This is a genomic window from Microbaculum mangrovi (genome assembly GCF_051390635.1).
In the GTDB taxonomy this organism is placed as follows: Bacteria; Pseudomonadota; Alphaproteobacteria; order Rhizobiales; family Tepidamorphaceae; genus Microbaculum.
Genome location: NZ_JBPODT010000002.1, coordinates 1,209,670 through 1,231,971, shown reverse-complemented (window position 1 = coordinate 1,231,971; position 22,302 = coordinate 1,209,670). Strand labels below are relative to the sequence as shown.

Here is a 22,302-nt window from a genome sequence, read left to right as displayed (position 1 = left end):
CCGGCGCTGGCACACTCTGCGGGTCACAGCCGTCCCAGCACATGACGACGCGGGCCCACGGCCCGCGTCGTGTTTCGGCCGCTTGGGTGCGACCGTGCTGTTCTTCGTTGACGCCGACGCGTCGGCGCCCCGGTGATCCGAAACGATCCGATCCGTCGGTTCAGGCGGCTGCGGCCGTCTTCTTCAGGTCCACCACCGACTCGAAGCCTTCGAATTCGGGATGGCCGAGATAGAGCGGCTTGTTGCTGCCGGCGTTCTTGTGCGCCTGGCGGAAGGCCTCGGACCGGGTCCAAGCCTCGAAGGCGGCGCGGTCCTTCCAGACCGTGTGGGAGGAATAAAGCGTGTGATCGTCCCGTTCCGGCCCCTTCAGCAGGTGAAATTCGACAAAGCCGGGCATGTCGTCGAGGTGGCTGTCGCGGTTTCGCCAGACGCTCTCGAAATCGGCTTCCGAGCCCTTGACGACCTTGAAACGGTTCATGGCGATGAACATCGGTATTCTCCCTTTTGCTTGAGACATGGGTGCTTGAGCCGGTCTTCTCAACGCGGCTTGAAACGAATGGGGACGGTGAAGGTCATGGTGCTCCTGCCGAGCGCCTGCGGGATCGGTGGAAACGGCGCGGCGCGGTCGACCATCGCGACGACCTCGCGATCGAAGGCGCTCGTTCCGGAACTGCGAGACAGGCGTGCGGCCCGCACCTGGCCGTTGGCGGCGATAGTGAAGGTGATGGTCGCTGTGCCCGACAGGCGCCTGGCGGCGGCCTCCTTCGGGTAGCGCTTGTGCCGTTGCAGATGCGAGGCCACGCGGCCGGCATAGGAGGAGACGAGCTGCCGCCCGCCGTCCGACTGCTGCTTGCCGGCGCCGCCGACCTGTTCGCCGGCGGGCGCAGCCGCGGGAGGCGCGCGCTCAGTGCTCCGCGAGGGGGATGGCTTGACGGCGGCCTTCGGCTGCGGCGCCGTCTTCTTTGCGGGTTCGGGCTTTTTGGGCGGCGCGGCGACGCGCGGGACATCGGCCGGCCGGACCCTGGGGACCGGAGTCGTGATGTCGGTGGCCGTGACGGGCTCGGCCTCATCGATCGGGGCAAGGGCTGCGACCCGGGGATCTGAGATTTGCGGGTCTGAGACTTGCGAGCCTGAGACCCCGGACGTTGCAGCGGGCTCCACCGGTTCGGCCGTTTCGGTTTCCTGTGCCGCGATCGCCTCGCCGCCGTCCCAGGACGAGGGTGCCGGGATCTCCGGACCTCGCGCGGCGTCGTCGGTCGGTTTCGCGAGCGGTTCTGTTTCGGGGCCGACAGGCGGCTCGAGTGCATCCGGTGTATCCGCGGCCACGGCTTCGGCAACGTCGGATGTCCCGGCAGGTTTGGATGTTTCCGGCGTCTCGGCCGTCTCAGGCGTTTCTGGCGTCTCCGGGGTGTCCGTGGCCTGCGGCTCGCCGGTCTCGGTCGGTTCGGCGGCAAGATCGACGACATCCGCGATCGTCTCGACCGGCAACCCCCACACCGTTCCGGGCCGGCCGGCGGCGCCTTCCATCGTGACCTTCGACGGGTATCCGGCGAGGCCCAGCGCGACGCCGTGCAATCCGACCGCAATCGCCGCGGCGATGGCCCACTGCCTGGCCCCGATCACGACCCACCCCCGCGCCTGGTAATCAGCCGGATCCTGACGACGCCGGCGGCGGCGAGGGTGGCGAGTACGGGAGACAGCTCTTTCGCGGGCAACGCTTGATCGACGACGACGGCGAGGGGCGCCTCCTGTGATGCGGGATTGACCGTCGCGACCATCGCCGCCAGCCCGCCGAGATCCACCGGCAAGCCTCGATAGGAAATCCGACGGTCCGCCGACACGTAGACAGCGTCCGCCGGCGCGTTGGCGCCCGGGCTTTTCTCCGTCTCCGGATAGGCGACGTCGATCTCCGGTTTCGGCGCGATGGTGCCGGCGATCAGGAAGAAGATGAGCAGCAGGAAGACAATGTTGATGAGCGGCACGATGCCGTCGTCGGACCGGCGTTTCGGGGGAGCGGAAAGTCGCATCGATCCGCCTCAGTGCACCAGGACGACGTCGCCGGCGCGTGCGCCGCGCGCGGTTTCCAGCGCCGTGATGATATCCTGCGCCGTCGCCCGGACCGTCGGCCTGAGCAGGATCCGCTGGGTCTCGGCCGAGCCGAGGTCGCGCAAGGTCTCGACGAGCGCATCCGCGGCAACGGCGAGACCGTTTACGGCAAAACGGCGATCCGCATCGACCGTAAGCAGGACATTGGCCAGCTCCGCGACCGGCATATCCGGCGTTCCGCTGCCGCCGAGAGTCACGTCGATCTCGGAGAAGCGCGAGAAACTCGACGCCAGCATGAAGAACAAGAGCAGAAGGAAGACGACGTCGACCAGTGCCGTCAGACTGGTCGTTCGCCGTATGGAGGGCAGGGGCCTAGTGCGCATGGCCGTGGCCCGCAGCCGGATGCAATGCGACCGTTGCCGGAGCCGCCTTTTCGGCCAGCGGCGGATTGGTCAGGATGAGCGTCGCCAGCCGCTCGATCGTACGTCGTTCGCCGTCCACGCGTCCGTCGAACCAGTGCAACAGGAGCGCCGCGGGAATCGCCACGGCGAGGCCGACGGCGGTCGTCAGAAGCGCCACCCAGATGCCGCCGGCCAGCGCCGCCGGGTCAACATCGCCGCCGCTCGATTCCAGCACCCGGAAGGCGTCGATCATGCCGATGACGGTGCCCAGGAGCCCGAGCAGCGGCGCGGCCTGGGCAATCGCCTCCAGCCCGCGCAGATAGGAACGCAGCTCGCCGACGGCCTCGTCGGCGGTCTGCTCGACTTCCTCACGGACGATATCGCCACTCGCACCGGAGAGAAGTCCGGTCATGGCGCAATTGACGACGTCGGCGAGTGGGCCGCTCCAGAGGGCGGCCTGTTCCGCAGCCAGCCGGGTCTCGCCGCGACGCCAGCGCTCCACGGCGGCGATCAGGTGGATCCGCGCGGGCCGCAGACGCACGAATTGCCAGGCCTTCACCAGTGCGATCGTCAGGGCGACCACGGACAGGACCAGCAACAGCGCGACGATCGGACCTCCCAGGTCGAGGATCTGATGCAGGCCCGAGAGGATCGAGCCGCCAACGCCGCTGTCGGCGAGGCCGGGCGCGGGCAATGGCGCGGAAGGTGCGGTTGTCTCGTCCATGTCTTCTCCTGACTAGTCACCCGTCGGGGCGAGCACGGTCGTAAAGGGCACGTCCGCCCGGCTGGCCGGCCGGAGCGCGGCGAGACAGGCCGAAGGCGTCAGACCGTCGCCCGAGCATGCGGTCACATCATTGAGCAGGATGCGCGCGATTCGTCCGCAGGACAGGCTGGCCACATCGAATTGTTGGACGCGCGTACGCCCGCTTGGCAAGGGGCGGGTCTTCAGCAGGAGGAACCGGTCGACACGGCCGTCTGTGTCGAACAACACCGCCTCGACCGAAAGGGTCTCGATGGAAGCGTCCAGGCCATTGGTCAGAACGAAACTCAGCCGGCAGGCATTCTCGACCGTTTCGAGCCGGTTGAGCTCGACCAGAATCGCTGTTTCTTCGCCGTTCGCCGAACCGGCGCCGACCGGCAGGAGCGGGAGCGCCAGCGTGGCGAGGGCGGCCCGGAACGAAAGCCGAGACCGGCTACGGGACCGCGGGATCGCCCCTCTGTCGTGTGACAGGGGGGCGTTTCCGGTTACGGGCTCGCGGGCTTTCATGGTGTGGGCTCCAGAAGGTTACGGCTTGTAGGCGGCCGGTTCGTCCGGCAGCGCCTCCCCGTCAACGCCGAAGCGCAGGGTCGCGGCGAACTTGGCGTTGAAGCCCTGTTCGAGAATAGGCGAGCCGGCGGCGACGTTGAGGTAGTTCCCGTAGGCGACGTCGAAGACGTTCTCCAATCGGACGTCGAAGCGCAGGTTGTCGTTCGGCGCGTAGGAAGCGAACAGGTTCACCAGCTCGTAGCCGTCGATGATCGAGCTCTGCAGCACCGGGTTGGTCGCGTAGTTCCCGACCCGATAGGGCCTCACCATTTGCAGCTCGCCGCCGACGGTCAGCTTTTCGTCGAGCATGCGGAAGCCGAGCCGGCCGGTGACCTGGTCGGGCGGCACCGACAGGAGCGGCGAGGCGGGCGTGGTCGAGAAGTCCCGCCCGGTGATCGCCGAGCCCTGGAGGCTGGCGAACATCCAGCCGGTATCGTAGACCGCCTCCAGTTCGAAGCCCTGGATCTCGACCCGGTCGAAGTTCTGGTACTGCGCGCAGATCGGGATCGACCAGGGAAGCGGCACGATGGGGCAACCGGCCGTCGGATCGAAGGGCGACAGGTAGGTGAGGCCGATATAGTCGTCGACGTCGTTGTGGAACCAGACCGCCTTCATCCGGAAGCCGTCACCGGGGGCCAGCACGTCGTCGCGCTTGACGTTGATGCCGATTTCCCAGGTCTTCGCCGTTTCCGGGACGAGGTTCGGATTCGGCAGGAAGGGGAAGGCGACGCCGGAGGGATGCAGACCGGTCATCAGCGTCTCGATGATGCTCGGCGAGCGGTAGCCCTCCGCGTAGGTGCCGTAGATCTGCACGTCGCGCAGGAAGGTTTCCTCGAACGGCTTCACGCCGATGGTGAGGCGCGGGGAAACGCGGTCGTCGGAATTATCGACGCCGCTGCCGGTGAGCTCATAGCCGTCCCAGCGCAGGGCGCCGATCACCTCCAGCCAGTTCGAGTACTCGATCTGATCCTGGATGTAGGCGCCGTATGCGGTACGCTTGCCGGAGGGATTGTAGACGTGCGCGCCGCCCAGCGGATCGTTTGTCTCCGCGGTGTCGCGGAACCAGTCGCCGCCGTAGGTCACCGCGTGACGTAGCGGCCCGGTGTCGAAGCGCGACGTGTTCCAGCCGTCGAAACCGGTCGTCTGCAGGGTGAACTCGCGGGTTGCGCCGGCGGGCACGAACACCGGCAGGCCCGTTGCCGGATTGTAGCGGAACGCGGGATCCTGCGAGGTCTGCGACTGATCCGCGTCGACGTGGAATCCGCTGACGGTGAGGTCGATCCAGGGATTGTCGGGCGTGGAGAAGGTGTACTTGCCGGTAAAGGTATTCTCGTCCAGCGTGACGTCCTGAACGGTGCCGGATTCGTACCAGTTGTCGTGGTTGCCGACCCAGCCCAGCGTGATTTCGTGGCCGTCGGCGGGGCGGAACCGGGCCTTGGCCAGACCGCCCAGCACGTCGTAGCGCGAATAGGGGACGGTCATGCCGTTGCCGTCCTCGTAGTCGTCGGCCGCGCGGTAGACGACATTGCCGATCACGTCGAAGGCCTCGCCGATGCGCGCCGCCCCGGTTGCCGCGGTCGTCCAGCCGTCGCCATTGGTCTCGTAGCGGCCCTTGATCGAACCGGCGATCGTCTCGTCGGGCTTCAGGAAGTCGGATGCCGACTTGGTCTCGAAGACGATGACGCCGCCGATGGCGCCGGAGCCGTAGGTGTTCGAGACGGGTCCGCGCACCACGGTCACGGCGTTGATCATCTCCGGCTCGATCCAGACCGTGGAGGTCGCGCCGTGGTCGTTGCGCTGGAAATTGTTGCGGGCGCCATCGAGGATCACCTGTACGCGGCCGAAATCCTGCAGGCCGCGGATGTTGAAGCTCGAGCCGGCGTGGCTTGCATCCTGCGATACGCCGACGGTGACGTTCGGCATCCCGAAGAAGATGTCCTGGGTGGTGGTCGGCTGCAGGATCTGCAGCTCCGACTGATTGACGACGCTCACCGACGCCAGCGAATCGACCGCTTCTTCCTCCGTCTTGGAGGGAACGATGGTGATCTCGTCGAGGTGGACGTTGGTGGCGTCGGCTTGCTGTGCGCCGGCCGCGCCGGCGGCGACGGCAAGCGCCGTCGACAGAAGCAGGGTGGAACGGAAAGTGCGGAATCGGTTGCGGTGCAGCGTCATCTGAGCCCCCAGTGCGACTAGCGAAAGCGCCTTTCGGAAAAAGCGCGGCTTGCTACTCAACCTGAGGGTCTTTGGCTTGCTGACAGCGGCGTTCGACGGTCTCCGGCGGGAGGCGTCGATTGCCAATAGCTTGCGTTCTAGTTTAATACGACTATTACAGTCAAGTTTAATGGAAGGCGTTCCGGCGCCTCGTTCGTGAGTCCTTTTTCCGAACCGGGAGACCGCCCATGACCGTGCCCGAAGGGCTTCGATCGTTTGCCTCGCATGCCTTGGCCGGCCGCTGTTTGCGATCGGTGCTGCCGGCCGTTCTGGCCCTGAGCATCGTTGCCGGACCGGCTCAGGCAGAACCGGTGGAGGTAACCGATGCCTCCGGCCGCGCGGTGGTCGTCGAAGATCGCGGTCGAGTCGTTTCGGTCGGCGGGGCGGTCACGGAGATCCTCTACGCGCTCGGCCTTGAAGACCGAATCGTTGCGGTCGACACGACGAGCCTCTATCCGCCGCGCGCGCTCGCCGAGAAGCCCGATGTCGGCTACATGCGGGCGCTGTCGCCGGAAGGCCTGCTGTCGACGGAGCCGAGCCTGATCCTCGCCGAGGACGGCGCCGGACCGCCCGAGGCGATCGCGCTCTTGGAAACCGCGTCCGTGCCGTTCGTGCTGGTGCCGAGCCGGGCCGATGCCGGTGGCGTCGTCGACAAGATCCGATTCGTTTCGAAGGCGATAGGCGCGGAGGAGGCCGGTGAGGCGCTGGCAGGCGCAGTGTCGGCCGATCTTGCCGCCGTTCGGGAGGCCGTGGGCCGAATCGAAAGCCCCGCGAAGGTCCTGTTCATTCTGTCGCTCGCCAATGGCCGCGTGATGGCGGCGGGCGAGGGCACGTCGGCCGCCGCCATGATCGAACTGGCCGGGGCGGAAAACGCGTTGTCGGGCTTCTCCGGCTTCAAGCCGGTCAGCGACGAAGCGATACTGGACGCCGCGCCGGAGGTCATCGTCATGATGGCGCGCGGGGATCACGCGGCGAGCCTCGAGGAGGTCCGGTCGCATCCGGCGCTGTCGCACACGCCGGCGGCGCAGGATGGCCGCATCGTCGCGATGGACGGGCTCTACCTGCTCGGCTTCGGTCCGCGTGTCGCCCATGCGGTGCGCGATCTCGCGGCGGCGATCTATCCCGGGCACGACCTGCCCGAATTGCCGGGGCGCGCATGGGCGGCGGCGCAATGAGCCTGGCCATCTCGCTTCGGCGATCGCCGGGAGACCGCTCCAGCCACGCCGTTCTTCTTGGAGGCGTTCTGGCGTGTCTCGTCGTCGTCACCGGATTCCTATCGCTTGCCGTCGGTCCGAGCGGGTTCACCCCAGCCGGCGCGGCCAGGGCACTCTTCGACTTCGGCGCGCGCGCCGGCGACACGATGATCGTTCTCGACATCCGCCTGCCGCGGACGCTGCTCGGCCTCGTCGTCGGTGCGGCGCTTGCGGTCTCCGGTGCCGTCATGCAGGGGCTGTTCCGCAATCCCCTGGCCGATCCGGGGCTCGTCGGCGTGACCGCCGGATCCGCGCTCGCCGCGGTGACGGTGGTGGTGCTGGGTGCCGGGACGCTCGGCGCTGTTCTCGGCGGATTGGTCTTCTATTTGTTGCCACTCGCCGCCTTCGTCGGTGGCCTGATCACCACGACCCTGCTCTACGCCATCGCGACGCGGCAGGGGCGCACGTCGGTCGCCACCATGCTGCTCGCCGGAATCGCCATAGGCGCGCTCGCCGGGGCGGCGACGGGCATGCTTATTTTCGTTTCCGACGACCGGCAGCTTCGCGACTTCACCTTCTGGACGCTCGGCAGCCTGACCGGGGCAACCTGGGAGAAGGTCGGCGTCGCTGCCGTGTTCCTGTTTCTTGTGCTGGCCGTGCTGCCGGGACTGGCGGCGGGGCTCGACGCCATGCTGCTCGGGGAAGGGGAGGCCCGCCATCTCGGCACGCCGGTCCAGTCGATCAAGAAGCTGGCGATCTTCGCTGTCGCCGCGGCCGTCGGCGCCTCGGTCGCCGTGGCCGGACCGATCGGCTTCATCGGCATCGTGGTGCCCCATCTCCTGCGCCTTGTCATCGGCCCTCGCCACGCGGGGCTGTTGCCGACATGTGCGCTGTTCGGCGCGGTCCTGCTGGTGTGGGCGGACATGATCGCACGCACGGTGGTGGCGCCGGCGGAGCTGCCGATCGGGATCGTCACGGCGATTCTCGGCGCGCCGTTCTTCCTTTGGCTGCTGCTGCGGCAGCGCTCGATCGTGGATCTTTGAGATGCTGGAAGCCGATGCGGTAACGGTCCGCCTCGCCGGACGGGAGGTGCTGAGGGGGGCAAGCCTGCGGCTGTCTCCGGCGGAGTTCACCGTCATCATCGGTCCGAACGGCGCCGGCAAGACGACGCTGTTGCGCACGCTGATCGGCGATCTGGAGCCTTCTTCCGGCGAGGTTCGATTCCATGGCACCCCAATCGGGCGTTGGGACGGCCGCGATCTGGCGCGGCGGCGCGCGGTTCTCTCGCAGTCCCAGCATCTGGCTTTCCCATTCACCGTGCACGAGGTGGTGGCGCTCGGCCTGCGTGCCGGCGTGAACGCACGCCGGGGGACGGACGCGACGATCAGCGACATACTGCGGCAGGTCGATCTAGTCGGCTACGAGGCGCGGTACTATCAGCGACTGTCCGGTGGCGAGCAGCAGCGCGTCCAGCTTGCCCGCGTGCTCTGCCAGCTCGGGCCGCCAGTGGAGCCGGCATCCGTGGAGCAGGCGGGCGGAGGCGACGTCGCCAACTGGCTGTTCCTCGACGAGCCGACGGCGAGCCTCGACATCCGTCATCAGTTCAGGATCCTCGATATCGCTCGCGACCACGTCGGCGCCGGCGGCGGCGGGCTGGCGATTCTGCACGATCTCAACCTAGCCGCGGATTACGCGGACCGGATCGTCGTCGTCGCCGGTGGCCGCATCGTCGCCGACGGTCCGGCGAGGGAAGTGCTCACGGACGAGCTTGTCGAAAGCGTATTCCAGGTCAGCGCCAGGCGTGTCCTTCGTGACCCGCGAAGGGATGCCGAAAGCGCCGCAACGCGCCCGGCCTTGCTCTAGGTCCCGATTCCAGGCGACGGGCGGGCCGGCCGTCGCCGGCGGCTCGCGCCGGTCGAAACGCGCCTGCCGGGCCCAGACCGGCCTAACGCACTGAAATAAAGTAGAAAACAAGGCGGCAGGAGAGGCGCGGCCCTTCAATTCGCCACAATCGATGCCTAGATGGACGCCATGTGCATGGAAACGCTCGTCAGGATATCGAGGCTCATGGATCAAGCACGCTCCGCAACCCGGAGCGGGCGTCCCGTGAACCCATAACGCCGCAATAATTTCTCCGCTCCGGGGACCAATCTTCAAAAACCGCGGTTTATTTCTGCGACGCTCACGTGTCGCCGCGTCGGAGCGAATCCATGGCCCTTTCCCGATCCCGTCCTTTCTGTCCTGCGTGCAACAGGCAGCTTCCGCGCGCCGCCAACCGCTGCCCGTGGTGCAAGACCCTTAAAACGGTCCCGACGCCGCGCGCGACGCCTCGCGCCGACACCGCGCGCGATTCCCAGGCCGCGTCCGTCCTGCCGCGGGGCGAGGGAGGTCTGCAATGAGCAAAGGGACGCGAGTGGGGCAGCCGGATCCCAATACCGACAGCACCGCGTTGCAGCAGTTCGGCGTGCTGCCCTGGCGCACGAGGCGCGACGGGAAGATGCGGATCCTGCTGATCACCTCGCGCAGGCGAGGGCGCTGGATCATTCCCAAGGGATGGCCGATCGAGAATCAGCCGCCGGTCTTTGCCGCCTCGCGCGAAGCGTTCGAGGAAGCCGGGATCATCGGCGACATCAATCCCGGCCCGTTGACCGACTACCTCTACATGAAGGTCCTGGACGACGGTTCGGTCGAGCCGTGCCGCGTCACCGTGTTCGGCATGAGGGTGCACGGCACGCTGAGCACCTGGCGAGAGCAGGAGCAAAGGCAGCGCCGCTGGTTTTCCGTGGAGGAGGCTGCGGACCGGCTCGACGATGCCGGGCTTGCCGATTTCGTCCTATCCAACTGCAGGGTGCCACCGAGCACAAAGGTGCAGGTGGAACGGTGTCCCGATGGACTGTGACGCCGAAACGGCGGTGGTGCCGGTCTTCCTTGCTGCCACGTCGGCTCTTCTCAAGGGCAACCCGAAAATCGGCTGACAGCCTGGTGTCGCCACCTGCCATGGCAAGGGCGGCACCAGGTCGGACGCATCTCCCCAGAAACAAAGGACTGGAGAGCCGGCGCCGCGCACGGGTGCGCGGGCGGGTTCCCCCTCATTTGCAGACAGGAGCCAGCAATGAGCTTCAGATACAGCCATACCTTCCCGCTTCGCGGCCCGAACAAGCTGCCCCGTTTCAAACTGTGGGCGGCCGAGGCCCTGCCGGATGTCGCGTTTTCGTTGCCGCCGCAGGTGCCGTCGAAAAGCACGGCACTGACGGTGCGGATCAAATCGGTAGAGGACCGCAATGCGCTGATCGCCAAGCTGGAAGGCGCGGATTTCTAGATCGTTGCGAATCCCGAGGGATGCGGCACGTTGCCCCATCTCTTCGTTCGCGGATCGGACCGGGACGCGCAAGGACGTCCCGGTCCGATGCCGCGGCCGACAAGGCGCAGGGAAAACGACGGGCCCGCGACTCGGATCGGAAGCAATTCTTCATGAATATCCGCCATGGTCCGGGACGCTCGAGGCTGTCGTTTGTCGCTACCGGGTCACCACGATGTCGATCCGCACGGTCTCTTGTCTCCCCCCGGAAAGTTTGGCTTGATCACACCGCGATGATGAAAATCCTTTTCAACTATCAGCGCTATGCCGTTTTCGTCATCGTGGCGCTCGTATTGCTCGCCTCGCTTGTCGGCGCCGCGGTCTACAGCAAGTGGCTGCTCGTGCCCGCCCTATTCGCGGGCGCGCTGTTCCTGCTCGGCATCTATGACGTGCGCCAGCGCAAGCACGCGATCCTGCGCAACTATCCGGTCGCGGGACACATGCGTTTCCTGCTGGAGAGCTTCCGGCCGGAAATCCGCCAGTACATCATCGAGAGCGATCACGACGAGGTGCCGTTCAGCCGGGAAGATCGTGGCCTTGTCTACCAACGTGCCAAGGGCGCGGAGGACAAGCGACCCTTCGGCACGATGGAAAATGTCTACGGCTCGGGCTACGCATGGCTGACGCATTCCGCGACGCCGGTGACGATTGCCGACACCGATTTCCGCGTGCGTGTCGGCGGACCGGCCTGCAAGCAGCCCTACGACGCCAGCCTCTTCAATATTTCGGCGATGAGTTTCGGCTCGATGTCGGCAAATGCGATTCTGGCGCTCAATTCCGGCGCCGGAAAGGGCGGCTTCGCGCACGATACCGGCGAAGGCGGCATCAGCCGCTATCACCGCCAGGGCGGTGGCGATCTGATCTTCCAGGTCGCGTCGGGCTACTTCGGTTGCCGCAACGAGAATGGCAGCTTCTCGCCGGAGAAGTTTACCGAACTCGCCGCCGATCCGCAGATCAAGATGATCGAGATCAAGCTGAGCCAGGGCGCCAAGCCCGGCCATGGCGGCATGTTGCCGGCGGCCAAGATCTCGCCGGAAATCGCCGAGGCACGCGGTATCCCGATGGGGATCGATTGTGTTTCGCCGGCCGCGCACGCCACCTTTTCGACCCCGATCGGCCTGATGCAGTTCGTCGGCCAGTTGCGCGACCTCTCCGGCGGCAAGCCGGTCGGCTTCAAGCTGTGCATCGGTCATCGCCGCGAATTCATGTGCATGGTCAAGGCGATGCTGGAGACCGGCATCGTGCCCGACTTCATCGTCGTGGACGGCGCCGAGGGCGGAACGGGCGCGGCTCCGGTGGAGTTCGCCAACAGGGTCGGCATGCCGATGCTGGAGGGGCTGACCTTCGTTCACAACACGCTGCGCGGGGCGGGAATCCGCGATCAGGTGCGCATCGGTGCGGCAGGCAAGATCGTTTCCGCGTTCGACATCGCCCGCACGCTGGCGCTGGGAGCGGACTGGTGCAACGCCGCGCGCGGCTTCATGTTCGCCATCGGCTGCATCCAGGCGCAATCCTGCCACACAAATTGCTGTCCGGTCGGCATCTCAACGCAGGACCCGGTTCGTCAACGCGCGATCGACGTCGGGGACAAGAGCGACCGCGTCGCGCGTTTCCATCGCAACACCATGAAGGCGCTCGGCGAGATCGCCGGCGCGGCCGGACTCAGCCACCCCAGCAATTTCCTGCCCTATCACCTGATGTTCCGTCAGGAAGACAACAGCTTCGTCGACGGTAACGAGGCCCATCCCTACCTGCCGGACGGCTTTCTTGTTTCAGGCGCGGAAATCCCCGAGCTTGCCGATTGGCACGGCCGCTGGGAACGCGCCGATGCCGAAAGCTTCGCTCCGCCGGAGATCCCGTCTGGGCCGTTTCAACGCCGCAACGTGGCGTAGGGCGCAGACGAAACCATACAGCCCCTCAAATGTCTGACGTCGCGCCGGCTTCGGAAAAGCCGAACGAACCATATTTCCCTTTAAATGCAGCCCTAGAATGGAGAATCGCTGTGTCTGGATCGAGGTTCTGTCCGTCCTGTTCGGGAACCCGTGATCTTTCGTTTCATCTGTGCGCCTGGTGCCGGAGGCCGCACCATTCGCCCGCGGTCATTCCGGAACATCTTTTCTCGCCGCCGAGTGACCACAGGCTTCATCCCACAGCGAAATCGCAGGGGCACCAGCGTGACAAAGAGTAGTCCCGGGCGATAGCGGTGCCCGCCCGGGACCGCCAGGCGGCCCTGCCGGTCAGGTATTCAGCGGTCAGGTGTTCAGCGACCTGAGTTGCTGGATGAACAGCACGGGGGCAAGCAGCGTGCCGCCGGCGGGTGTCTGCATGCCCACGGTCTCGGCCATGTCGGCCACGAACGTGTTGCAGTTGTAGCGCGTCCAGTTCCACTGCGGCGGATTGGCGCGCGCCTCCGCCGCAGCCGCCGACAGGCGTGCGTACTCGTCCTCGGTCAACTGGTGGCGATAGACATTGCTGGGCGGAATCGAGAGGTCGAGGGAAACCGGCTCGGTGGTGGCTTCCGCCATCCCGCTGACGCCGACGGCGAATCCGGACAGATCCTTGGGATACAGGCCGATCTGGTCCGGCTTCACGATCGAGCCGTCCTCGCCCTGATACCCGAAGATCAGATAAGTATGTCCTATGATGTCCGGCCCGGTTCGGGAGCGGAATTCGACGATTGGCGCTCCGGCAGGGATATCGGCCGACGGCGCGTACGAGTTCGGAACCGGTGCCGAAGCGGGCCGGAATGCCGGAGGCGGACCGGCCGCGGCGTTGCTGGCGAAGCCGTAGGACTGGGTCTGGGGGCCTTGTTGCGTATTCGCACAGCCGCCGAGCACCATACCAGCCAACGCAAATGGCAGAATTTTCAGTCCAACCGACACCCAATCCTCCTGGAACAAGGTCAGCACGCTACAGAATCACCCGGAGGCCGGACCGGCAAAATGCCGCAGTTGTGCGGTGCAGCAGGCTGCGCCGCGAGCGGCATCTTGGCATATGTACCATCAATGGTGGAATAGTATGCTGGCAACAGTCAAAAATTCGTGGGAAATTGGGCCTTCGTACGCTTGCCCTCATCCGGAGCGTGGGCTAAGCCTACCGCCGTTAATCGACCAGCGCCGGGCATTTCCGCGTCGGCGCAAAGCGGTACCGAGGCGACATGCCGGATATCCTACACGACTATCTGCCCGTCGCCATATTCATCGGAATTTCGGCGGTAATCGGGCTGGCCCTGATGGTCTCGTCCTTTGTCATCGCCTACCGGAATCCCGATCCGGAGAAGCTGTCGGCCTACGAGTGCGGATTCGATCCCTTCGACGACGCTCGTATGAAGTTCGATGTGCGATTCTATCTCGTTGCGATCCTTTTCATCATTTTCGATCTGGAAGTGGCGTTCCTGTTTCCCTGGGCGGTCGCCTTCAAGGAAGTCGGCCTATTCGGCTTCTGGTCGATGATGATCTTCCTTGCCGTGCTGACGATCGGCTTCATATACGAATGGCGTAAGGGAGCACTGGAATGGGATTGATCCACAAGGACCAGCCGCTCGTTGCGCCGTCGCCGAAGGGTGTCATCGATCCTGCGACAGGGCGCCCGGTCGGCGCCAACGATCCGTTCTTCACCGATATCAACGCCCAGCTCGCCGACAAGGGGTTCATCGTCACGGCGACCGACGAGCTGATTAACTGGGCGCGCACCGGCTCGCTCATGTGGATGACGTTCGGACTGGCCTGCTGCGCCGTCGAGATGATGCAAATGTCGATGCCGCGATACGACGCGGAACGATTTGGCTTCGCACCGCGCGCGAGCCCGCGCCAGTCCGATGTGATGATCGTGGCCGGCACGCTGACCAACAAGATGGCGCCGGCGTTGCGCAAGGTCTACGACCAGATGCCGGAGCCGCGCTATGTCATCTCCATGGGCAGCTGCGCCAATGGCGGCGGCTACTATCACTATTCCTATTCCGTCGTTCGCGGGTGTGACCGGATCGTCCCGATCGACGTCTATGTTCCCGGCTGTCCCCCGACTGCCGAAGCGTTGCTCTACGGCGTGCTGCTTCTTCAGAAGAAGATCCGGCGCACCGGCACGATCGAACGCTGATTCCAGAACCGGCGGAATTCCGAGAGGAGCGGTATGGACGAGGCCCTGACCGAACTTGCCGAGTACATTGTCAACGCCCTGGGGGCGGAGGATGTCGCGTGGGTCATCGCCCATGGCGATCTGACGGTGACGGTGCCCGCCGGCAAGCTGCTCGAGACCGCGCGTTTCCTTCATGACGACGCGCGCTGCCAGTTCGTCTGCATTATCGATGTGTGCGGCGTCGATTGGCCGGAGCGCGAACAGCGCTTCGACGTCGTCTATCACTTCCTGTCGCCGCGCCAGAATCAGCGAATCCGGGTAAAGGTCGCCGTCGACGAGGCCACGCCGGTGCCCAGTCTCACCGAGATCTGGCCGGGCGCGGACTGGTTCGAGCGGGAAGCCTACGACCTGTACGGCATCCTGTTCTCCGGCCATCCGGACCTGCGCCGTCTGCTCACCGACTACGGTTTCGAGGGGCATCCGCTGCGAAAGGATTTCCCGCTCACCGGTTTTGTCGAGGTGCGTTACGACGATCTGGCCAAGCGGGTCGTCTACGAGCCGGTCAGGCTCAACCAGGAATTCCGCAATTTCGACTTCCTGTCGCCGTGGGAAGGCGTCGACTACGTGCTGCCGGGTGACGAGAAGGCGGGCAAGGGAGCGGGCTCGTGAGCGGGGAGAATCGGCAAGGCCACTGTTTGTGCGGGGCGGTGCGCTTCACGGCGACGCCCAAGAGCGACGAGATGGCGGTCTGCCATTGCAGCATGTGCCGGCGCTGGTCCGGCGGCGTCTTCATGGCGGTCGAGTGCGACGCCATCGAGGTCGGCGACGACAGCAGCCTTGGCGTCTACACGTCGTCGGAGTGGGGCGAGCGCGCCTTCTGCTCTTCATGCGGATCGACGTTGTTCTGGCGCATGCGCGACGGGTCGCATATCGCGGTATCGGCGCAAGCCCTCGATGAGCCGGCGGCGTTCCGGTTCGTCAGCGAGATTTTCGTCGATGAGCAGCCGTCAAACTATGCGTTCGCCAACGAGACACAACGAATGACCGGCCCGGAACTGGTCGCCATGATGACTGGAAAGCCGGAGTCGCGTGATGGCTGAGGCAGAAGTCCGCAATTTCTCGATCAACTTCGGTCCGCAGCATCCCGCCGCGCATGGTGTGCTGCGCCTGGTGCTGGAGCTCGACGGCGAGGTGATCGTGCGTTGCGATCCGCATATCGGCCTGCTGCATCGCGGCACCGAGAAGCTGATCGAGACCAAGACCTATCTGCAGGCGATTCCCTATTTCGACCGGCTCGACTACGTCGCGCCGATGAACCAGGAGCACGCCTTCGCGCTCGCTGCCGAGCGGCTGCTGGGCATCGAGGTGCCGCGCCGCGCGCAGCTCATTCGGGTGCTCTACTCGGAAATCGGCCGGCTCCTGTCGCATCTGCTCAACGTCACCACGCAGGCGATGGACGTGGGCGCGCTGACGCCGCCGCTTTGGGGCTTCGAGGCGCGCGAGAAGCTGATGATCTTCTACGAGCGGGCGTCGGGCGCGCGCATGCACGCAGCCTATTTCCGGCCCGGCGGCGTGCACCAGGATCTGCCGCCGGACCTGATCGACGACATCGGCACGTTCTGCGATACGTTCCTTGATCTCTGTGACGACATCGAGGGGCTTCTCACCGACAACCGCATCTTCAAGCAGCGCAACGTCGATATCGGCGTCGTCAAACTAGAGGACGCATGGGCCTGGGGTTTCTCCGGGGTGATGGTGCGCGGCTCGGGCGCTGCGTGGGATCTGCGCAAGGCGCAGCCCTACGAGTGCTACGAGGAAATGGAATTCGACATTCCCGTCGGCAGGAACGGCGATTGCTACGACCGCTATCTCATCCGTATGGAGGAGATGCGCCAGTCGACCGCCATCATGAAGCAGTGCATTGAGAAGCTCTCATCGGCGAACGGGCAGGGGCCCGTCAGCTCGACCGACCAGAAGATCGTGCCGCCGAAGCGCGGCGAGATGAAGCGCTCCATGGAGGCGCTCATCCATCACTTCAAGCTCTACACGGAAGGCTTTCATGTGCCGGAGGGGGAGGTCTACGCCGCGGTGGAGGCGCCGAAGGGCGAGTTCGGCGTCTACCTGGTCTCCGACGGCTCCAACCGGCCGTATCGCTGCAAGATCCGCGCGCCCGGCTTCGCCCATCTGCAGGCGATGGATTTCCTGAGCCACGGCCATATGCTCGCCGACTGCTCGGCGATTTTGGGCTCTATCGACATCGTTTTCGGCGAGGTGGATCGCTGATGTCTGTGCGTCGTCTTTGGCACGAACAGCCCGACTCGTTCGCCTTCACGGCGGACAACGCGGCCTGGGCCGAAAAAGCCATCAAACGCTATCCCGAAGGTCGTCAGGCCTCGGCGGTGATTCCGCTTCTGTGGAAGGTTCAGGAACAGGAAGGCTGGGTTTCCGAGCCCGCGATCCGCTATGTCGCCGATATGCTGGACATGCCGAACATCCGGGTGCTGGAGGTCGCGACCTTCTACACGATGTTCCAGCTGCAGCCGGTCGGCAAGAAGGCGCACGTGCAGGTCTGCGGCACGACGCCGTGCATGCTGCGCGGGGCTGGCGAGCTGATTTCGATCTGCAAGACGCGCATCGCCGGGCACGCGCACGAGCTGTCCGCCGACGGCGATTTCTCCTGGGAAGAGGTCGAATGCCTGGGCGCCTGCGTCAATGCGCCGATGGTGCAGGTTTTCAAGGACACCTATGAGGATCTGACGCCGGAGAGCTTCGAGGCACTGCTGGACGATTTCGCCGCGGGCCGGACGCCAAAGCCGGGTCCGCAGGTCGACCGCCACTATTCCGCGCCGCAGGGCGGACCGACCGTTCTGAACGGCGAGGCGAAGCCCGCCAAGGCGGCCCCCTCGAAGCCGGCCCCCGCGAAGGCAGCCAAGGAGCCGAAGAAGGCACCGGCGAAGCAGGAAAAGGCGGCGGCGAAGCCCGAGCCGGCTGCGCTGTCCGATGAACACAAGCCGACGGGCCTGGAGGCGCCGCGCGAGGGAAAGGCGGACAACCTGAAGAAGATCTCGGGCGTCGGCCCGAAGATCGAGGGGCTGCTGCACTCGCTCGGCATCTTCCACTTCGACCAGATCGCCGCGTTGACGCCGGATCAGGTCGAGTGGGTCGACGGCTACCTGAAGTTCAAGGGCCGCATCGGGCGCGAGGACTGGATTTCCCAGGCCAAGACCCTTGCGAAGGGCGGCGAGACCGAATTCTCCAAGCGGACCGGAAAGAGGAAATAGCCAATGCTTTCCGACAAGGACCGCATCTTCACCAATATCTACGGCATCCACGACTGGCGCCTGAAGGGCGCGCGCGGCCGGGGTACGTGGTCGAACACCAAGGAAATGCTGGCCAAGGGGCAGGACTGGGTCATCGACCAGGTCAAGGCCTCCGGGCTTCGCGGCCGTGGCGGCGCCGGCTTCCCGACCGGGCTCAAGTGGTCGTTCATGCCCAAGGAAGTCGGCGATCGGCCGCACTATCTGGTGGTCAACGCCGACGAATCCGAGCCTGGCACCTGCAAGGACCGGGACATCCTGCGCTTCGAGCCGCACCAGCTCATCGAAGGCTGCATGATCGCGTCCTTCGCCATGCGCGCCCATGCCTGCTACGTCTACATTCGCGGTGAGTTCATCCGCGAGCGCGAGCACCTGGAAGCCGCCATCGAGGAGGCCTACGAGGCCGGCCTGGTCGGAAAGAATAACAAGAACGGCTGGGACTTCGACATCTACGTCCATCACGGCGCCGGCGCCTATATCTGCGGCGAGGAGACCGCGCTGCTTGAAAGCCTCGAGGGCAAGAAGGGCATGCCGCGCCTGAAGCCGCCGTTCCCGGCGAACGCGGGCCTCTACGGTTGCCCGACGACGGTCAACAACGTCGAGTCAATCGCCGTCGTTCCGGAAGTCCTGCGCCGCGGCGCGGCCTGGTTCGCGGGCCTGGGCAAGCCGAACAACACCGGAACCAAGCTGTTCTGCATCTCCGGCCACGTGAACAATCCGTGCAACGTGGAAGAGGAGATGGGCGTCCCGCTGCGCGAGCTGATCGACAAGCACGCCGGTGGCGTGCGCGGCGGCTGGGACAACCTGCTCGCGGTAATCCCCGGCGGTTCGTCGGTGCCGTGCCTGCCTGCCGACACCTGCCAGAACCTGTCGATGGATTTCGACACGCTGCGCGACCTGAAGACGGGGCTGGGCACCGCCGCGGTGATCGTCATGGACAAGTCCACCGACATCGTCCGGGCGATCGCGCGCATCTCCTATTTCTACAAGCACGAGAGCTGCGGCCAGTGCACGCCGTGCCGGGAAGGCACCGGCTGGATGTGGCGCGTCGTCGAACGCATGGCGCGCGGCCAGGCGCAGAAGCGCGAAATCGACATGCTGCTCGAGGTGAGCCATCAGATCGAGGGCCACACGATCTGCGCGCTGGGTGACGCGGCGGCCTGGCCGATCCAGGGCCTGATCCGCCATTTCCGCGGCGAGATCGAGCGGCGCATAGACGAATACGCGGCCAACCCGAAGGCCGAACCCGCTCTGGTGGCGGCGGAGTAAGAGGCGAGACGGATGACCAAGATCCTCATCGACGGCACCGAGGTCGACGTCCCGGCCGAGTACACGCTTTTGCAGGCGTGCGAGGTTGCGGGCGTCGAAATCCCGCGTTTCTGTTTCCACGAGCGGCTTTCGATCGCCGGCAATTGCCGTATGTGCCTGGTCGAGGTGAAGGGCGGTCCGCCGAAGCCGGCCGCGTCCTGCGCCATGGCGGTACGCGATCTCAGGCCGGGGCCGAACGGCGAGCCGCCGGAGGTGTTCACCAAGACGCCGATGGTCAAGAAGGCGCGCGAAGGGGTGATGGAGTTCCTGCTCATCAACCACCCGCTCGACTGCCCGATTTGCGATCAGGGCGGGGAATGCGACCTGCAGGATCAGGCCATGGCCTATGGCCTCGACTCCAGCCGGTTCCACGAGAACAAGCGCGCGGTCGAGGACAAGTATATCGGTCCGCTGGTCAAGACGATCATGACGCGCTGCATCCATTGCACGCGCTGCATTCGCTTCGTAACGGAAGTCGCTGGCGCTCCCGAACTCGGCGCGATCGGTCGCGGCGAGGACATGGAGATCACCACGTACCTGGAGTCGGCGATGTCGTCGGAGCTTCAGGGCAACGTCATCGACCTGTGCCCGGTCGGGGCGCTGACCTCGCGCCCCTACGCCTTTCAGGCGCGGCCGTGGGAACTGAACAAGACCGAGTCGATCGACGTCATGGACGCGCTCGGCTCGAACATCCGGGTCGATACGCGCGGTCGTGAAGTGATGCGGGTGATGCCGCGCAACAACGACGACGTGAACGAGGAGTGGATCTCCGACAAGACACGGTTCATCTGGGACGGCCTGAGAACCCAGCGTCTCGACAAGCCCTATGTGCGCGAGAACGGCAAGCTGAAGCCGGCCTCCTGGCACGATGCGTTCGCCGCGATCGGGGAGAAGGTGAAGGCGGCAAGCCCCGAGCAGATCGGTGCCATCGCCGGCGATCTCGTCAGCGTCGAGGACATGTTCGCGCTGAAAGGCCTGATGGACGATCTCGGCGCGGCCTCCATCGACTGTCGCCAGGACGGTGCGAAGCTCGATCCGAAGGCGGGCCGCGCGTCCTATCTGTTCAACGCGGGCGTCGCCGGCATCGATGCGGCCGACGCGATCGTGATCGTCGGGTCGAACCCGCGCCACGAGGCGCCGGTGCTGAACGCACGCATTCGCGCGCGCTGGCTGCTCGGAGACCTGAAGGTCGGCGTGGTGCACGGCGAGCAGCCGGACCTGACCTACGACTACGAGTATCTCGGTGCCGGGCCGGACACGCTTTCCGAGATCGCCTCGGGCGGCAACGCCTTCGCCAAGGTGCTGAAGGAGGCCAAGCGGCCGATGGTCATCGTCGGGCAGGGCGCCTTGGCCCGTGCCGATGGCGCGGCGGTCCTTTCGACGGCCGCGAAGATCGCGGCCGAAAGCGGCGCGATCGAGGGCGACTGGAACGGCTTTTGTGTGCTGCATAGTGCCGCAGCGCGCGTCGGCGGGCTCGACATCGGTTTCGTTCCGGGCGAGGGCGGCAATGATGTCGCCGGCATGCTCGGCGGCGGCGCGGATGTGCTGTTCCTGCTCGGCGCCGACGAGGTCGAAGTGCCCGCAGGGCCGTTCGTCGTCTATATCGGTACGCATGGCGACCGCGGCGCCCATCGCGCCGACGTGATCCTGCCGGGCGCCGCCTATACCGAGAAGTCGGGTACCTACGTGAATACCGAGGGACGGGTGCAGGTGGCCAACCGCGCCGGTTTCCCGCCCGGTGACGCGCGGGAAGACTGGGCGATCCTGCGCGCCCTGTCCGACGTGGTCGGCAACAAGCTGCCGTTCGACACGCTGGCGCAGTTGCGCGGCGCGCTGTACGACGCGCATCCGCATTTCTTGCGGCGCGAATCGGTCGAAGCGGCGCCGGCCGACGCGGTCGCCACGCTGGCGAAGGCGGGCGGCAAGCTCGACAAGGCGGCGTTCGTCGGCGCGGTCGGCGACTTCTATCTGACCAATCCGATCGCACGCGCCTCGGCCGTGATGGCGGAGATGAGCGCGCTGGCTCGGGCGCGCCGAGGGGAGGCGACCGGTACCCATGGCTGAGTTTTTCTGGACCTGGCTCTGGCCGCTGATCATCATTGCCGCGCAGAGTCTTCTGCTGCTGGTCTGCCTGCTGGTGGTCATCGCATATCTGCTGCTCGCCGACCGCAAGATCTGGGCGGCGGTGCAGCTTCGGCGGGGCCCGAACGTCGTCGGCGCCTTCGGTCTGTTCCAGTCCTTCGCGGACCTGTTCAAGTTCGTGTTGAAGGAGCCGGTTATCCCGGACGGCGCCAACAAGGGCGTGTTCCTGCTCGCCCCGTTGGTCACCTGTATCCTGGCGCTTTCGGCCTGGGCGGTGATCCCGGTCAATTCGGGTTGGGTGATCGCCGACATCAATCTCGGCATCCTCTATATCTTCGCGATCTCCTCGCTCGGCGTCTACGGCGTCATTATGGGCGGCTGGGCGTCGAACTCGAAGTATCCGTTCCTGAGCGCGCTGCGCGCCGCCGCGCAGATGGTCTCCTACGAAGTCTCGATCGGGTTCGTGCTGATCACGGTGCTGCTGTTGGTCGGTTCGCTGAACCTCACCGACATCGTCGAGGCCCAGCGCGGGTCGTGGGGGCTGTTCGGCTGGTTCTGGCTGCCGCTCCTGCCGATGTTTGTCATCTTCTTCGTCTCGGCGCTGGCCGAGACCAACCGGCCGCCCTTCGATCTGGCCGAAGCCGAATCGGAGCTCGTGGCCGGCTACATGGTGGAGTATTCCTCCACGCCGTATCTGCTGTTCATGCTCGGCGAATACGTCGCCATCGTGCTGATGTGTGCGCTGACGACGATTCTGTTCCTGGGCGGATGGCTGCCGCCGTTCGAGGTCGCGCCGTTTACCTGGATCCCCGGCGTCGTCTGGTTCGTCCTCAAGGTTTGCGCGGTGTTCTTCATGTTCGCCATGGTCAAGGCGTTCGTGCCGCGCTACCGCTACGACCAGCTGATGCGGCTTGGCTGGAAAGTCTTTCTGCCTATCTCCCTGTTCATGGTCGCTGCCGTGGCAGGAGTCCTGCAATTCACCGGCTGGGCGCCGTAGAACCAAGAG

23 protein-coding genes are annotated in these 22,302 nt (G+C 65.6%); 15 read left to right on the top strand and 8 right to left on the bottom strand.

Features of this window, described 5'->3' with window-relative positions:
* Nucleotides 1-160: 160 nt before the first annotated feature.
* Genes hmuQ through ACSF9G_RS12115 form a run of 7 tightly spaced genes read right to left on the bottom strand, consistent with a single transcriptional unit; the run spans nucleotide 161 to nucleotide 5,925 of the window.
* Nucleotides 161-490, bottom strand: coding sequence for a heme-degrading protein HmuQ (gene hmuQ, locus ACSF9G_RS12145; protein ID WP_436641869.1), 330 nt, complete (start codon nucleotides 488-490; stop codon nucleotides 161-163).
* A 47-nt stretch (nucleotides 491-537) separates the two neighbouring features.
* A complete protein-coding gene (locus tag ACSF9G_RS12140; RefSeq protein ID WP_436641867.1) occupies nucleotides 538-1,623 on the bottom strand; it encodes an energy transducer TonB family protein in 1,086 nt (361 codons plus the stop codon).
* Nucleotides 1,620-2,027 carry an ExbD/TolR family protein gene (locus ACSF9G_RS12135; protein ID WP_436641865.1) on the bottom strand — a complete coding sequence of 136 codons (408 nt, stop codon included), beginning with the start codon at nucleotides 2,025-2,027 and terminating at the stop codon, nucleotides 1,620-1,622. Before ACSF9G_RS12135 ends, ACSF9G_RS12140 begins: the two co-directional genes overlap by 4 nt.
* Before the next feature lie 9 nt (nucleotides 2,028-2,036).
* Nucleotides 2,037-2,429 (bottom strand): ExbD/TolR family protein, encoded by a 393-nt coding sequence (locus ACSF9G_RS12130; RefSeq protein WP_436641863.1) that lies wholly within the window; start codon nucleotides 2,427-2,429, stop codon nucleotides 2,037-2,039.
* Nucleotides 2,419-3,171, bottom strand: coding sequence for a MotA/TolQ/ExbB proton channel family protein (locus ACSF9G_RS12125; protein ID WP_436641861.1), 753 nt, complete (start codon nucleotides 3,169-3,171; stop codon nucleotides 2,419-2,421). Before ACSF9G_RS12125 ends, ACSF9G_RS12130 begins: the two co-directional genes overlap by 11 nt.
* A 12-nt stretch (nucleotides 3,172-3,183) precedes the next feature.
* Nucleotides 3,184-3,714: a hypothetical protein gene (locus ACSF9G_RS12120; RefSeq protein ID WP_436641859.1), complete on the bottom strand. Its 531-nt coding sequence runs from the start codon at nucleotides 3,712-3,714 to the stop codon at nucleotides 3,184-3,186.
* 18 nt (nucleotides 3,715-3,732) lie between these two features.
* Nucleotides 3,733-5,925, bottom strand: a complete 2,193-nt coding sequence (locus ACSF9G_RS12115; protein WP_436641857.1) for a TonB-dependent hemoglobin/transferrin/lactoferrin family receptor — start codon at nucleotides 5,923-5,925, stop codon at nucleotides 3,733-3,735.
* A gap of 227 nt (nucleotides 5,926-6,152) precedes the next feature.
* Between ACSF9G_RS12115 and ACSF9G_RS12110 the strand changes: the two genes are divergently transcribed.
* From ACSF9G_RS12110 to ACSF9G_RS12085, 6 genes are all read left to right on the top strand, one after another.
* Entirely contained in the window at nucleotides 6,153-7,139 is a 987-nt protein-coding gene (locus ACSF9G_RS12110; protein WP_436641855.1) for a heme/hemin ABC transporter substrate-binding protein, read from the top strand.
* A complete protein-coding gene (locus ACSF9G_RS12105) occupies nucleotides 7,136-8,200 on the top strand; it encodes a FecCD family ABC transporter permease (RefSeq protein ID WP_436641853.1) in 1,065 nt (354 codons plus the stop codon). The genes ACSF9G_RS12110 and ACSF9G_RS12105 overlap by 4 nt, the downstream gene beginning before the upstream one ends.
* Nucleotide 8,201: 1 nt before the next feature.
* Nucleotides 8,202-9,020, top strand: a complete 819-nt coding sequence (locus ACSF9G_RS12100) for a heme ABC transporter ATP-binding protein (RefSeq protein WP_436641851.1) — start codon at nucleotides 8,202-8,204, stop codon at nucleotides 9,018-9,020.
* A 532-nt stretch (nucleotides 9,021-9,552) separates the two neighbouring features.
* Complete coding sequence (locus ACSF9G_RS12095) at nucleotides 9,553-10,056, top strand: NUDIX hydrolase (protein ID WP_436641849.1); 504 nt, start codon at nucleotides 9,553-9,555, stop codon at nucleotides 10,054-10,056.
* A 213-nt stretch (nucleotides 10,057-10,269) separates the two neighbouring features.
* Complete coding sequence (locus tag ACSF9G_RS12090) at nucleotides 10,270-10,476, top strand: hypothetical protein (RefSeq protein ID WP_436641847.1); 207 nt, start codon at nucleotides 10,270-10,272, stop codon at nucleotides 10,474-10,476.
* 272 nt (nucleotides 10,477-10,748) lie between these two features.
* Nucleotides 10,749-12,407 (top strand): FMN-binding glutamate synthase family protein, encoded by a 1,659-nt coding sequence (locus tag ACSF9G_RS12085; RefSeq protein WP_436641845.1) that lies wholly within the window; start codon nucleotides 10,749-10,751, stop codon nucleotides 12,405-12,407.
* A 360-nt stretch (nucleotides 12,408-12,767) separates the two neighbouring features.
* Here the strand turns inward: ACSF9G_RS12085 and ACSF9G_RS12080 are convergent, their stop codons facing one another.
* Nucleotides 12,768-13,397 (bottom strand): hypothetical protein, encoded by a 630-nt coding sequence (locus ACSF9G_RS12080; RefSeq protein ID WP_436641843.1) that lies wholly within the window; start codon nucleotides 13,395-13,397, stop codon nucleotides 12,768-12,770.
* Between the two features lie 275 nt (nucleotides 13,398-13,672).
* Between ACSF9G_RS12080 and ACSF9G_RS12075 the strand changes: the two genes are divergently transcribed.
* From ACSF9G_RS12075 to nuoH, 9 genes are read left to right on the top strand one after another with little or no spacing between them, the layout of a single operon-like run.
* Complete coding sequence (locus ACSF9G_RS12075; protein ID WP_436641841.1) at nucleotides 13,673-14,038, top strand: NADH-quinone oxidoreductase subunit A; 366 nt, start codon at nucleotides 13,673-13,675, stop codon at nucleotides 14,036-14,038.
* Nucleotides 14,029-14,610: a NuoB/complex I 20 kDa subunit family protein gene (locus tag ACSF9G_RS12070; RefSeq protein WP_436641839.1), complete on the top strand. Its 582-nt coding sequence runs from the start codon at nucleotides 14,029-14,031 to the stop codon at nucleotides 14,608-14,610. Before ACSF9G_RS12075 ends, ACSF9G_RS12070 begins: the two co-directional genes overlap by 10 nt.
* Before the next feature lie 33 nt (nucleotides 14,611-14,643).
* The gene (locus ACSF9G_RS12065) at nucleotides 14,644-15,258 is read left to right on the top strand and encodes an NADH-quinone oxidoreductase subunit C (protein WP_436641837.1); all 615 of its coding nucleotides are present in this window, start codon (nucleotides 14,644-14,646) and stop codon (nucleotides 15,256-15,258) included.
* The gene (locus tag ACSF9G_RS12060) at nucleotides 15,255-15,689 is read left to right on the top strand and encodes a GFA family protein (protein WP_436641835.1); all 435 of its coding nucleotides are present in this window, start codon (nucleotides 15,255-15,257) and stop codon (nucleotides 15,687-15,689) included. Before ACSF9G_RS12065 ends, ACSF9G_RS12060 begins: the two co-directional genes overlap by 4 nt.
* Nucleotides 15,682-16,872 (top strand): NADH-quinone oxidoreductase subunit D, encoded by a 1,191-nt coding sequence (locus ACSF9G_RS12055; protein WP_436641833.1) that lies wholly within the window; start codon nucleotides 15,682-15,684, stop codon nucleotides 16,870-16,872. Before ACSF9G_RS12060 ends, ACSF9G_RS12055 begins: the two co-directional genes overlap by 8 nt.
* On the top strand, nucleotides 16,872-17,870 hold the full coding sequence (gene nuoE / locus ACSF9G_RS12050; protein WP_436641831.1) for an NADH-quinone oxidoreductase subunit NuoE: 999 nt from the start codon (nucleotides 16,872-16,874) through the stop codon (nucleotides 17,868-17,870). The genes ACSF9G_RS12055 and nuoE overlap by 1 nt, the downstream gene beginning before the upstream one ends.
* A gap of 3 nt (nucleotides 17,871-17,873) precedes the next feature.
* Nucleotides 17,874-19,175 carry an NADH-quinone oxidoreductase subunit NuoF gene (gene nuoF, locus ACSF9G_RS12045; RefSeq protein WP_436641829.1) on the top strand — a complete coding sequence of 434 codons (1,302 nt, stop codon included), beginning with the start codon at nucleotides 17,874-17,876 and terminating at the stop codon, nucleotides 19,173-19,175.
* Between the two features lie 12 nt (nucleotides 19,176-19,187).
* Nucleotides 19,188-21,278 carry an NADH-quinone oxidoreductase subunit NuoG gene (gene nuoG / locus ACSF9G_RS12040; protein WP_436641827.1) on the top strand — a complete coding sequence of 697 codons (2,091 nt, stop codon included), beginning with the start codon at nucleotides 19,188-19,190 and terminating at the stop codon, nucleotides 21,276-21,278.
* Nucleotides 21,271-22,293: an NADH-quinone oxidoreductase subunit NuoH gene (gene nuoH / locus ACSF9G_RS12035; RefSeq protein ID WP_436641825.1), complete on the top strand. Its 1,023-nt coding sequence runs from the start codon at nucleotides 21,271-21,273 to the stop codon at nucleotides 22,291-22,293. Before nuoG ends, nuoH begins: the two co-directional genes overlap by 8 nt.
* Nucleotides 22,294-22,302: the final 9 nt, after the last annotated feature.